The 13,595-nt window shown below is 52.1% G+C and carries 9 protein-coding genes; all 9 read right to left on the bottom strand.

Features of this window, described 5'->3' with window-relative positions; all coding sequences use genetic code 11:
• Nucleotides 1–67 precede the first annotated feature (67 nt).
• Nucleotides 68–4,291, bottom strand: a complete 4,224-nt coding sequence (gene rpoC / locus OGX90_RS01725; protein ID WP_003826919.1) for a DNA-directed RNA polymerase subunit beta' — start codon at nt 4,289–4,291, stop codon at nt 68–70.
• Nucleotides 4,292–4,367: 76 nt separating this feature from the next.
• On the bottom strand, nt 4,368–8,396 hold the full coding sequence (gene rpoB / locus OGX90_RS01720) for a DNA-directed RNA polymerase subunit beta (RefSeq protein ID WP_003033111.1): 4,029 nt from the start codon (nt 8,394–8,396) through the stop codon (nt 4,368–4,370).
• A gap of 320 nt (nt 8,397–8,716) precedes the next feature.
• Complete coding sequence (gene rplL / locus OGX90_RS01715; protein ID WP_003033114.1) at nt 8,717–9,082, bottom strand: 50S ribosomal protein L7/L12; 366 nt, start codon at nt 9,080–9,082, stop codon at nt 8,717–8,719.
• A 66-nt stretch (nt 9,083–9,148) separates the two neighbouring features.
• Nucleotides 9,149–9,646, bottom strand: a complete 498-nt coding sequence (gene rplJ, locus OGX90_RS01710) for a 50S ribosomal protein L10 (protein WP_001207203.1) — start codon at nt 9,644–9,646, stop codon at nt 9,149–9,151.
• 414 nt (nt 9,647–10,060) lie between these two features.
• Entirely contained in the window at nt 10,061–10,768 is a 708-nt protein-coding gene (gene rplA, locus OGX90_RS01705; RefSeq protein WP_003033119.1) for a 50S ribosomal protein L1, read from the bottom strand.
• A gap of 3 nt (nt 10,769–10,771) precedes the next feature.
• Nucleotides 10,772–11,200 carry a 50S ribosomal protein L11 gene (rplK, locus tag OGX90_RS01700; protein WP_003033122.1) on the bottom strand — a complete coding sequence of 143 codons (429 nt, stop codon included), beginning with the start codon at nt 11,198–11,200 and terminating at the stop codon, nt 10,772–10,774.
• Between the two features lie 154 nt (nt 11,201–11,354).
• Complete coding sequence (nusG, locus tag OGX90_RS01695; protein WP_003033125.1) at nt 11,355–11,900, bottom strand: transcription termination/antitermination protein NusG; 546 nt, start codon at nt 11,898–11,900, stop codon at nt 11,355–11,357.
• A gap of 1 nt (nt 11,901) precedes the next feature.
• A complete protein-coding gene (gene secE / locus OGX90_RS01690) occupies nt 11,902–12,285 on the bottom strand; it encodes a preprotein translocase subunit SecE (RefSeq protein ID WP_003033128.1) in 384 nt (127 codons plus the stop codon).
• A 230-nt stretch (nt 12,286–12,515) separates the two neighbouring features.
• Nucleotides 12,516–13,595, bottom strand: a 1,080-nt coding sequence (gene tuf / locus OGX90_RS01685; RefSeq protein ID WP_108361594.1) for an elongation factor Tu, incomplete at its 5' end; no start/stop codon positions are given.

The following is a 13,595-nucleotide window of genomic DNA, read 5'->3' as shown; positions in this document are numbered from 1 at the left end:
GCCATCAGAAATAACATAGACATAAAAAAACCCGCCGAAGCGGGTTTTTTTTTATGGTCGGCAACGATTAATCGTTGTCAGAACCGCCCAGGCCTGCGTTCAGCAGTTCTGCCAGGCTGGCAGACGCATCTTCAGCAGTTACCTGCGGTGCAGCTGGCAGTTCGCCCGCTGCGCGACGGCGCATACGATCCTGGTGGTACGCATAACCAGTACCTGCCGGGATCAGACGACCCACGATGACGTTCTCTTTCAGACCGCGCAGTTCATCACGTTTACCTGCAACAGCTGCTTCGGTCAGGACACGCGTGGTTTCCTGGAACGATGCTGCAGAGATGAAGGACTCGGTTGCCAGAGACGCTTTGGTGATACCCAGCAGATCGCGGGAGAACGTTGCACCCACTTTGCCGTTCGCTTCCAGCTCGCGGTTTGCGATCTTGACGCGGGAGTATTCAACCTGCTCGCCTTCCAGGAAGTCGGAGCTACCAGCGCTTTCGATGGTGGCTTTACGCAGCATCTGACGAACGATAACTTCGATGTGTTTATCGTTAATCTTAACACCCTGCAGACGGTATACGTCCTGAACTTCGTTAACGATGTAACGAGTTACAGCATGCACACCACGCAGACGCAGGATGTCGTGCGGCGCTTCCGGACCGTCGGAAACCACGTCACCACGTTCTACACGTTCACCTTCGAACACGTTGAGCTGACGCCATTTCGGAATCATCTCTTCGTACGGTTCGCTACCGTCTACCGGGGTGATAACCAGACGACGTTTACCTTTGGTTTCTTTACCGAAGGAAATGATGCCGCTGATTTCAGCCAGGATTGCCGGCTCTTTCGGACGACGTGCTTCGAACAGGTCCGCAACGCGCGGCAGACCACCGGTGATATCCTTGGTACCGCCGGATTCCTGCGGAACACGCGCCAGGGTGTCACCAGAGCTGATCTGTACGCCATCTTCCAGCTGAACAATCGCTTTACCCGGCAGGAAGTACTGAGCAGGCATATCGGTGCCTGGGATCAGAACGTCGTTGCCCTGAGCATCAACAATTTTCAGTGCCGGACGCAGGTCTTTACCACCCGCAGTACGCTCTGCAGAATCCAGAACCACCAGAGAAGACAGACCGGTCAGCTCGTCGGTCTGACGAGTAATGGTCTGGCCGTCGATCATGTCAGTGAAGCGGACGAAACCACTCACTTCGGTGATAACCGGCATGGTGTGCGGATCCCAGTTTGCTACGGTTTCGCCGCCAGCAACCTGTTCGCCATCACCTTTCGCCATAACGGAGCCGTAAGGCACTTTATAGCTTTCTTTGGTACGGCCGAATTCGTCGATCAGTTTCAGTTCGGTGTTACGTGAGGTGATAACCAGTTTACCGCTGGAGTTCACAACCGACTTCGCGTTGCTCAGACGGATGCTACCTTTGTTTTTCACCTGGATGCTGGATTCAGCAGCCGCACGAGATGCCGCACCACCGATGTGGAACGTACGCATCGTCAGCTGTGTACCCGGTTCACCGATGGACTGTGCCGCGATAACGCCGATTGCTTCACCTTTGTTGATGATGTGGCCACGCGCCAGGTCACGACCATAGCAGTGCGCACATACACCAAAGTCGGTGTCACAAGATACAACGGAACGGACTTTAACGGAGTCAACGGAGTTCTCTTCCAGCAGATCACACCACTGTTCGTGCAGCAGTGTGTTGCGTGGAACCAGAATATCCGCCGTACCCGGCTTCAGAACGTCTTCAGCAGTTACACGACCCAGAACGCGATCGCGCAGCGGCTCTTTAACGTCACCACCCTCGATAACCGGGGTCATGGTGATGCCTTCCAGAGTGCCGCAATCGTCTTCAGTAACAACCAGGTCCTGCGCGACGTCAACCAGACGACGAGTCAGATAACCGGAGTTCGCTGTTTTCAGTGCGGTATCCGCCAGACCTTTACGAGCACCGTGAGTAGAGATGAAGTACTGGAGTACGTTCAGACCTTCACGGAAGTTCGCGGTGATTGGCGTTTCGATGATGGAGCCATCTGGCTTCGCCATCAGACCACGCATACCGGCCAACTGACGAATCTGTGCTGCAGAACCACGCGCACCGGAGTCGGCCATCATGTAGATGCTGTTGAAGGAAACCTGCTGCTCTTCTACGCCGTCACGGTTAATAACGGTTTCGGTTTGCAGGTTATCCATCATCGCTTTGGATACACGATCGTTCGCCGCAGCCCAGATATCGATAACTTTGTTATAGCGTTCGCCTGCGGTTACCAGACCAGACTGGAACTGCTCCTGGATCTCAGCAACTTCAGCTTCCGCTTCAGAGATGATCTCGTGTTTCTTCTCTGGGATGACCATGTCATCAATACCAACAGATGCACCTGAACGCGCTGCATATGCAAAGCCGGTGTACATTGTCTGGTCAGCGAAGATAACGGTCGGCTTCAGGCCCAGAATGCGGTAACAGGTGTTCAGCATTTTGGAGATAGCTTTCTTGCCCAGCGCCTGGTTGACGATGGAGAAAGGCAGACCTTTCGGTACGATCATCCACAGAATGGCACGGCCAACGGTCGTGTCTTTCAGGCTGGTTTTCGCAACGAATTCGCCGTTTTCATCTTTTTCATATTCGGTGATACGCACTTTAACGCGCGCATGCAGAGAGGCCAGACCTGCGCGATAGATACGCTCAGCTTCTTTCGGGCCAGTCAGCACCATGCCTTCGCCTTTGGCGTTAACACAGTCACGGGTCATGTAGTACAGACCCAATACAACGTCCTGAGACGGAACGATGATAGGTTCGCCGTTCGCCGGAGACAGGATGTTGTTGGTAGACATCATCAGCGCACGCGCTTCGAGCTGGGCTTCCAGCGTCAGCGGTACGTGAACAGCCATCTGGTCACCATCGAAGTCGGCGTTATATGCCGCACAAACCAGCGGGTGCAGCTGGATAGCTTTACCTTCGATCAGTACCGGTTCAAATGCCTGGATACCCAGACGGTGCAGTGTTGGTGCACGGTTCAGCAGTACCGGGTGTTCGCGGATAACTTCGTCCAGGATATCCCAAACGACAGCTTCTTCACGCTCAACCATTTTCTTAGCGGCTTTAATGGTGGTGGCCAGGCCACGCAGTTCCAGCTTGCCGTAGATGAACGGTTTGAACAGTTCCAGTGCCATTTTCTTCGGCAGACCGCACTGATGCAGACGCAGGTATGGACCTACGGTGATTACAGAACGACCGGAGTAGTCAACACGCTTACCGAGCAGGTTCTGACGGAAACGACCCTGCTTACCTTTGATCATGTCGGCCAAAGATTTCAGAGGACGTTTGTTAGAACCGGTGATCGCACGACCGCGACGACCGTTATCCAGCAGAGCGTCAACCGCTTCCTGCAGCATACGTTTTTCGTTGCGTACGATGATGTCCGGCGCAGCCAGATCCAGCAGACGCTTCAGACGGTTGTTACGGTTGATAACGCGACGATACAGATCGTTCAGATCCGATGTTGCGAAACGACCACCATCCAGCGGAACCAGCGGACGCAGATCTGGCGGCAGAACCGGCAGAACGGTCAGGATCATCCACTCTGGCTTGTTGCCAGACTGTACGAAGGCTTCCAGCAGTTTGATACGCTTGGTCAGCTTCTTACGCTTGGTTTCGGAGTTGGTTTCGTTCAGCTCTTCGCGCAGAGTTTCACACTCTTGCTCCAGATCCATGCTCTTCAGCAGGGCCTGAATAGCTTCCGCACCCATCTTCGCGTCGAATTCGTCACCGAACTCTTCCAGCGCGTCCAGATACTGCTCTTCAGTCAGAATCTGTTGACGTTCCAGGTTAGTCATACCGCCTTCGATAACAACATAGGATTCGAAGTACAGTACACGTTCGATATCGCGCAGCGGCATATCGAGCAGCAAACCGATACGGGACGGCAGAGATTTCAGGAACCAGATGTGAGCGGTCGGAGACGCCAGCTCGATGTGGCCCATACGCTCACGGCGTACTTTGGTCTGGGTCACTTCAACGCCGCACTTCTCACAGATCACACCACGGTGTTTCAGGCGCTTGTACTTACCGCACAGGCACTCGTAGTCTTTTACCGGCCCAAAGATACGGGCGCAGAAAAGGCCGTCACGTTCAGGTTTGAACGTACGGTAGTTAATGGTTTCCGGCTTCTTAACTTCACCGAAAGACCATGAACGGATCATGTCTGGCGAGGCCAGAGCAATTTTGATCGCATCAAACTCTTCGGTTTTAGTCTGCGCTTTCAGAAACTTTAATAAATCTTTCACGGATTTGCTCCCGTCGGAGTTAGCACAATCTGGCGCTGGCTGTTACGCCAGCACCAGTGACCTGTTTGATCGAGAGTTACTCGTCTTCCAGCTCGATGTTGATACCCAGCGAACGAATCTCTTTCAACAGTACGTTGAAGGATTCCGGCATGCCTGGTTCCATCTGATGGTTGCCGTCCACGATGTTTTTATACATCTTAGTACGACCGTTCACGTCATCAGACTTAACGGTGAGCATTTCCTGCAGGGTGTATGCTGCGCCATATGCTTCCAGCGCCCACACTTCCATCTCCCCGAAGCGCTGACCACCGAACTGCGCCTTACCACCCAGCGGCTGCTGAGTAACCAGGCTGTAAGAACCGGTAGAACGCGCATGCATCTTGTCATCAACCAGGTGGTTCAGTTTCAGCATGTACATGTAGCCAACGGTAACCTGGCGCTCGAATTGCTCACCGGTACGACCGTCGAACAGTGTGATCTGACCGGAAGTCGGCAGGCCACCCAGCTGTAACAGTTCCTTGATTTCAGACTCTTTCGCACCGTCGAATACCGGCGTTGCGATCGGCATACCTTTTTTCAGGTTTTCAGCCAGACGCAGAACTTCTTCATCGCTGAAGGTATTCAGGTCAACTTTCTGACGAACATCTGAACCCAGATCGTAAGCACGCTGGATGAATTCGCGCAGTTTCGCGACTTCTTGCTGCTGTTTCAGCATGGCGTTGATCTTATCGCCGATACCTTTTGCAGCCATACCCAGGTGGGTTTCAAGGATCTGACCGATGTTCATACGCGATGGTACGCCCAGCGGGTTCAGTACGATATCTACCGGCGTACCGTTAGCATCGTGTGGCATATCTTCGATCGGGTTGATCTTAGAGATTACACCCTTGTTACCGTGACGACCTGCCATCTTATCACCAGGCTGGATCCGACGTTTAACCGCCAGATACACCTTAACAATCTTCAGCACGCCCGGTGCCAGATCGTCGCCCTGAGTGATTTTACGGCGTTTCGCTTCGAGTTTTTTCTCGAATTCGTGTTTCAGTTCGTCGTACTGCTCAGCCAGTTGTTCCAGCTGATTCTGTTTCTCTTCGTCGGTCAGGCCGAGTTCTAACCAGCGGTCACGCGGCAGTTTGTCGAGCTTCTCAGCTTCAACACCACCGGAAACCAGCACAGCGTAGATACGGCTGAACAGGCCAGCTTCGAGGATCTGCAGTTCTTCAGACAGGTCTTTTTTCGCCTGCTTCAGCTGCATCTCTTCGATTTCCAGCGCACGTTTGTCTTTTTCTACGCCATCGCGAGTAAAGACCTGAACGTCGATAATCGTACCGGAAACACCGTTTGGCACGCGCAGAGAAGAGTCTTTAACGTCAGACGCTTTCTCACCGAAGATCGCACGCAGCAGCTTCTCTTCTGGCGTCAGTTGGGTTTCACCTTTCGGCGTTACCTTACCAACCAGAATGTCGCCACCGGTCACTTCCGCACCGATATAAACGATACCGGATTCATCCAGTTTGGAGAGCGCAGCTTCACCCACGTTCGGGATGTCAGCGGTGATCTCTTCTGGCCCCAGCTTGGTGTCACGGGACACACATGCCAGTTCCTGAATGTGGATGGTGGTGAAACGGTCTTCCTGGACAACACGCTCGGATACGAGGATGGAGTCTTCGAAGTTGTAACCATTCCATGGCATGAATGCCACGCGCATGTTCTGACCCAGCGCCAGTTCACCGAGGTCGGTGGACGGACCGTCCGCCAGCACATCACCACGTTCAACCGGCTCGCCCAGAGATACGCAAGGCATCTGGTTGATACAGGTGTTCTGGTTAGAACGGGTGTATTTGGTCAGGTTATAAATGTCGATACCTGCTTCGCCCGGGTACATCTCGTCTTCGTTAACTTTGATAACGATACGGGAAGCATCCACGTACTGAACAGTACCGCCACGTTTAGCAACTGCAGTAACACCGGAGTCAACGGCAACAGCACGTTCCATACCGGTACCAACCAGCGGCTTATCAGCGCGCAGAGTCGGAACCGCCTGACGCTGCATGTTCGCACCCATCAATGCACGGTTGGCGTCATCGTGTTCCAGGAACGGGATCAGGGACGCACCGACGGATACCACCTGCTGGGTGGATACGTCCATGTAGTCAACCTGGTCGCGGCTGAACAAGCTGGATTCGCCTTTGCTACGGCAGGTAACCAGATCTTCTACAAAGTGGCCTTCGTCATCCAGGTTGGAGTTCGCCTGAGCGATAACGTAGTTGCCTTCTTCGATAGCAGACAGGTAATGAATTTCGTCAGTTACAACACCGTCGGTCACTTTACGATACGGAGTCTCGAGGAAGCCGTATTCGTTAGTCTGTGCATACACGGACAGGGAGTTGATCAGACCGATGTTCGGACCTTCAGGCGTTTCGATTGGACATACGCGACCGTAGTGAGTCGGGTGTACGTCTCGAACTTCGAAGCCTGCGCGTTCACGGGTCAGACCGCCTGGGCCGAGTGCGGAGATACGACGTTTGTGCGTAATCTCAGACAGCGGGTTGTTCTGGTCCATAAACTGAGACAGCTGGCTGGAACCAAAGAACTCTTTCACTGCTGCAGAAATCGGCTTGGCGTTGATCATATCCTGAGGCATCAGGGTATCCAGATCGCCCAGAGACAGACGCTCTTTCACCGCACGCTCAACACGTACCAGGCCAACGCGGAACTGGTTTTCCGCCATTTCGCCTACGGAACGGATACGACGGTTGCCGAGGTGGTCGATATCATCGACTTCGCCTTTACCGTTACGGATATCGATGAGCTTCTTCATCACTTCGATGATGTCGTCTTTGCTCAGGATACCGGAACCTTCGATTTCGTCGCGCAGCAGAGAACGGTTGAACTTCATACGACCAACCGCAGACAGGTCATAGCGGTCTTCGGAGAAGAACAGGTTCTCGAACAGGCTTTCAGCAGCTTCACGAGTCGGCGGCTCACCAGGACGCATCATGCGGTAGATTTCTACCAGTGCGCTCAGACGATCGTTGGTTGGGTCAACACGTACAGTTTCAGAAATGTACGGACCGTGATCCAGATCGTTAGTGAACAGCGTTTCGATACGCTTGTGACCAGACTGGCTCAGCTTAGCCAGCAGATCCAGGCTCAGCTCCATGTTAGCTGCGCAGATCAGCTCGCCAGTAGATTCGTCAACGTAGTCTTTAGCCGCAACTTTACCAGCAATGTATTCAACCGGAACTTCGATATGTTTGATATCGTCTTTTTCCAGTTGGCGAATATGGCGCGCAGTGATGCGACGGCCTTTTTCGACGTAGACTTTGCCGTTAGCTTCAATGTCAAAGGAAGCGGTTTCACCACGCAGGCGTTCCGGCACCAGTTCCATCTGCAGCTTGTTGTCGCGAATTTCGAAAACAACTTTTTCAAAGAACAGGTCAAGGATCTGCTCAGTGGTGTAGTTCAGTGCACGCAGAATAATGGTCGCAGGCAGTTTACGGCGACGGTCAATACGTACGAACAGGTTGTCCTTCGGATCGAATTCGAAGTCCAGCCAGGAACCACGGTAAGGGATGATGCGCGCGTTATACAGCACTTTACCCGAAGAGTGGGTTTTACCTTTGTCGGAGTCAAAGAAGACGCCAGGACTACGGTGCAGCTGAGAAACGATAACACGCTCAGTACCATTGATTACAAAGGTACCGTTGTCAGTCATGAGCGGAATTTCGCCCATGTAGACTTCTTGTTCTTTAATGTCTTTTACGGTGCCTTCCGGCGCTTCGCGCTCGTAGATCACCAGACGCAGTTTTACGCGCAGCGGTGCGGAATAGGTCACGCCACGGATCTGACATTCCTGAACGTCAAACACCGGTTCGCCAAGGCGGTAGCTGACGTATTGCAGCTCGGAATTACCGCTGTAGCTCTGAATCGGGAAAACGGAACGGAAAGCTGCTTCCAGACCATACTGCCCTTCAGGATCTTGCTCGATGAACTTCTGAAACGAGTCAAGCTGGATAGAAAGGAGATAAGGTATGTCCAACACTTGTGGACGTTTACCAAAATCCTTACGAATACGTTTTTTCTCGGTATAGGAGTAAACCATTAGGGTTCCTCAGCTCGCTGACAAGTCGACCCATCTGTCCGACGAAGGGACAGTTTGTGCAACACTATTTTGTTGACCGGAAAATCGAATACTTTCCGCAATGCCTGTTGCTATCACGCTTAAACCATTTCATTGCGATTTACACAGAACTGATGCTCTGTCGCAGTATATTAAGACGTCGATAGAAACAAGCATTGAAAGGCACAGCAGTAGTCAAACAGTGTGAAATGCTACTGGCGCCTTACAGCGCAAAAAGGCTGGTGACTAAAAAGTCACCAGCCATCAGCCTAATTTCTTAGGCTGCAACCAGAAAAGTTGGCTTATTTAACTTCAACTTCAGCGCCAGCTTCTTCCAGAGATTTTTTCAGTGCTTCTGCGTCGTCTTTGCTGATGCCTTCTTTCAGGGCAGCCGGAGCAGATTCTACCAGGTCTTTAGCTTCTTTCAGACCCAGGCCAGTTGCGCCACGTACTGCTTTGATTACAGCAACTTTGTTAGCGCCAGCAGCTTTCAGAATTACGTCGAATTCAGTTTTTTCTTCAGCAGCTTCAGCCGGGCCAGCAGCTACAGCTACAGCAGCAGCAGCGGAAACACCGAATTTTTCTTCCATTGCAGAGATCAGTTCTACAACGTCCATTACGGACATAGCGGATACTGCTTCAATGATTTGATCTTTAGTGATAGACATTTAAATTGTTCCTGAAAATCAGAATAAGTTTATACGTAAGCAGATGCTTGAGAAAGATAACTGCGATTAAGCAGCTTCTTTCGCATCGCGTACAGCAGCCAGAGTACGAACCAGTTTGCCAGCCGAAGCTTCTTTCATGGTTGCCATCAGGCGTGCAATTGCTTCTTCGTAGGTCGGCAGAGTTGCCAGGCGATCGATTTGCGATGCCGGGATCAATTCACCTTCAAAGGCTGCGGCTTTGACCTCAAATTTTGCATTCGCTTTCGCGAACTCTTTGAACAGACGAGCAGCAGCGCCCGGGTGTTCCATAGAGTATGCAATCAGGGTCGGACCAACAAACGTGTCTTTCAGGCACTCGAACTGAGTACCTTCAACGACGCGGCGCAGCAGGGTGTTACGAACAACACGCATGTATACGCCAGCTTCACGACCTGCTTTACGCAGTTCAGTCATTTTATCTACAGTTACGCCACGGGAATCCGCAACTACTGCAGACAGCGCGCCTTTGGCTACTTCGCTGACTTCAGCAACAATCGCTTGTTTGTCTTGAAGATTTAAAGCCATTAGCTTTGCTCCTGGATGTTTGCCGGAACTCATGTTCCGGAACTCACTTCACTCTCCCCAACGGAAAGAGCGTCTAAATACGGTGAGCAGAAACAAGCCAGAGTATCAGAAATAATCTTAGCGTTCTGTCACCGTCTACGCAGGGCATTAAGTTTCTTACGAAACACCTGCGGTCTTCGACGGAGGCCTGGATAGGCCAGGCTCCAACGAACAAATCTTGTCTATCTGTCGCTATTCAATCTGTGACGGCGTTGACTGCCTTCGTTCACACCAGTCACATAGTTAACTATGCTCCTGGCGATTCACTCAGTTGTCGCCTTGCCACAGCCTGAATATCTCGGATATACGTCTGCAATTAGCAGAAACGTGGGGGTAAGATTGTAGACAAAATCACCGCCCACGTAAAGGCGAATATTAGTTCGCCACAGTCGCAGTCAGACCGGACTGATCAACGGCAACACCAGCACCCATGGTGGTGGAGATGCTAACTTTCTTGATGTACACGCCTTTAGCCTGAGTCGGTTTCGCTTTTTTCAGCGCAACCAGCAGAGATTCCAGGTTTTCTTTCAGTTTGTCAGCGTCAAAATCCACTTTACCGATGGTGGTGTGGATGATGCCGTTTTTGTCGTTACGGTAACGAACCTGACCTGCTTTAGCGTTCTTAACTGCTTCAGCAACGTTAGGGGTTACAGTACCAACTTTCGGGTTTGGCATCAGGCCGCGCGGGCCCAGAACCTGACCCAGCTGGCCAACAACGCGCATTGCATCCGGGGAAGCAATAACAACGTCAAAGTTCATTTCGCCTTTCTTGATCTGGTCAGCCAGATCTTCCATACCTACCAGCTCAGCGCCTGCAGCTTTAGCAGCTTCAGCGTTTGCGCCCTGGGCAAATACGGCTACGCGAACGGAACGGCCAGTACCGTGCGGCAGTACAGTTGCACCACGTACGTTCTGGTCAGATTTACGAGCGTCGATGCCGAGGTTAACGGCAACGTCTACGCTTTCTACGAATTTAGCAGTGGCCAGCTCTTTCAGCAGAGCAATAGCTTCGTTGATGTCGTACTGTTTAGTTGCATCAACTTTGTCACGGATCACGCGCATACGCTTGGTCAGTTTAGCCATTTCTTAGTCCTCCACTACCAGGCCCATGGAACGTGCAGTACCTTCAATGGAGCGAGTCATCGCTTCAATGTCGGAACCAGTCATGTCGGCAGCTTTGGTCTGCGCGATTTCCTGCAGCTGAGCGCGGGAAATTTTACCCACTTTGTCTTTGTTCGGCTTGCCGGAACCAGACTTGATACCAGCCGCTTTCTTCAGCAGAACTGCTGCCGGAGGCGTTTTGGTAACGAAAGTGAAAGAACGGTCAGCGTAAACGGTGATAACAACCGGGATCGGCAGACCTTTTTCCATGGAATCAGTTTTTGCGTTGAACGCTTTGCAGAATTCCATGATGTTCACGCCTTGTTGACCCAGTGCTGGACCTACCGGCGGACTCGGGTTAGCCATACCAGCTGCAACCTGCAGCTTGACGTAGGCCTGGACTTTCTTAGCCATTCTAAATTCCTCTAGTTGGGTTATAGCGCCTCAAGGAGGCTCCCCGTGATTAAATTCGTTTTACGGACAGGGCCCATAAAAACAAAAGGCGCGAAATTGTATTCCAATCTCGCGCCTTGTGCAACGATTAAATCGCCGCTTTTTTGATCGCTGTTTAGGCTTTTTCTACCTGGGCAAAGTCCAGTTCTACCGGGGTCGCACGACCGAAGATAGAAACAGAGACTTTCAGGCGGGACTTTTCGTAGTCCACTTCTTCAACCACACCGTTAAAGTCAGCAAACGGACCGTCACTAACGCGAACCATTTCACCTGGCTCAAACATCGTTTTCGGACGCGGTTTATCGCCAACCTGCTGCAGACGGTTCATGATCGCATCAACTTCTTTGTCGCTGATCGGCGCCGGACGGTCAGATGTACCGCCGATAAAGCCCATCACACGCGGCACGCTGCGCACCAGGTGCCAGCTTGCGTCATTCATCACCATCTGGACCAGTACATAGCCCGGGAAGAATTTACGTTCGCTCTTGCGACGCTGGCCACCACGGATTTCGACCACTTCTTCGGTCGGCACCATGACTTCGCCAAACAGCTCTTCCATATTTTGTAACTTGATATATTCGCGCAGCGACGTGGCTACGCGGCCTTCAAAACCGGAAAACGCCTGAACGACGTACCAGCGCTTTTTAGGGGCTTCAGACATCTTAGAACCTCAGGCCAGTGATAAAGGATACCAGGCGAACCAGAATACCATCCAGTCCCCACAGGATCAGTGACATTACTGCGGTAACCGCAGCCACAATTAATGTGGTGTGCAATGTTTCCTGGCGAGTTGGCCAAATGACCTTACGGACTTCGGTTCTCGCTTCACGGGCAAAAGCAACGGTCGCTTTACCTTTTGTTGTCAACAGCGCGACACCACCCGCTGCGGCAATCAGAATCACTACGGCCAGCGCACGCAGCGGCAGCATCATGTCACGATAGAGGTAGTTGCCAACGATAGCTACAAGCAGCAATACAGCGACAACAACCCACTTCATCGCTTCCAGGCCGCGCCCGCTTCCTTGAGCTTCGGTATTCGCACTCATAAACCAACCTGTCAGAAGTATTCTACAAACATTTTCACCCCGCGTAAGCGAGGCGATCCAAACCGAAATGCTCTGGTGCGTTTCGGACTAAACGCCCTCTTCAGAGCCTGTCTCAGCAATGATTATGACAAAAAAAATCACTGATGAGCCAGGTTCTGGTGTGAAAGCGTGCAAAAAGGGCATCAAATGATGCCCTTTTATTGCGCATTGCGTCAAATGTTATTCGGCAATTAGCTCATTACTTTAGCAACAACGCCCGCACCAACAGTACGGCCGCCTTCACGGATTGCGAAACGCAGACCGTCGTCCATCGCGATCGGGTGGATCAGGGTAACAACCATTTTGATGTTGTCGCCCGGCATTACCATCTCTACGCCTTCTGGCAGTTCGATGGTACCAGTCACGTCAGTAGTACGGAAGTAGAACTGCGGACGGTAGCCTTTGAAGAACGGAGTATGACGGCCGCCTTCGTCTTTGGACAGAATGTACACTTCAGATTCGAACTTGGTGTGCGGCTTGATAGAGCCCGGCTTAGCCAGTACCTGACCACGTTCGATTTCTTCACGTTTGATACCACGCAGCAGAACACCAACGTTCTCACCAGCACGGCCTTCGTCCAGCAGTTTGCGGAACATTTCAACGCCAGTACAGGTAGACTTAGCAGTCTCTTTGATACCAACGATTTCAACTTCTTCACCAACTTTGATGATACCGCGCTCTACACGACCGGTAACAACGGTACCACGACCGGAGATGGAGAATACGTCTTCGATAGGCAGCAGGAACGGCTTGTCAATCGCACGCTCTGGTTCTGGGATGTAAGAATCCAGGAAGCCAGCCAGTTCGATGATTTTCGCTTCCCACTCTGCTTCGCCTTCCAGCGCTTTCAGAGCAGAACCACGAACGATCGGAGTGTCGTCGCCCGGGAAATCGTACTGAGACAGAAGTTCACGAACTTCCATTTCTACCAGTTCCAGCAGCTCTTCGTCATCAACCATGTCGCATTTGTTCAGGAACACGATGATGTACGGAACGCCTACCTGACGACCCAGCAGGATGTGCTCACGAGTCTGCGGCATCGGGCCGTCAGTCGCAGCAACAACCAGGATCGCGCCGTCCATCTGCGCAGCACCGGTGATCATGTTTTTAACATAGTCGGCGTGGCCCGGGCAGTCTACGTGTGCGTAGTGGCGAGTCGGGGTGTCGTATTCAACGTGAGAAGTGTTGATGGTGATACCACGAGCTTTTTCTTCCGGCGCGTTATCGATCTGGTCGAATGCACGAGCAGCACCGCCGTAGGTTTTAGCCAG

It is taken from the genome of Citrobacter sp. Cpo012, assembly GCF_030333015.1.
In the GTDB taxonomy this organism is placed as follows: Bacteria; Pseudomonadota; Gammaproteobacteria; order Enterobacterales; family Enterobacteriaceae; genus Citrobacter; species Citrobacter portucalensis.
This window is presented reverse-complemented; position numbering and strand designations above follow the sequence as displayed.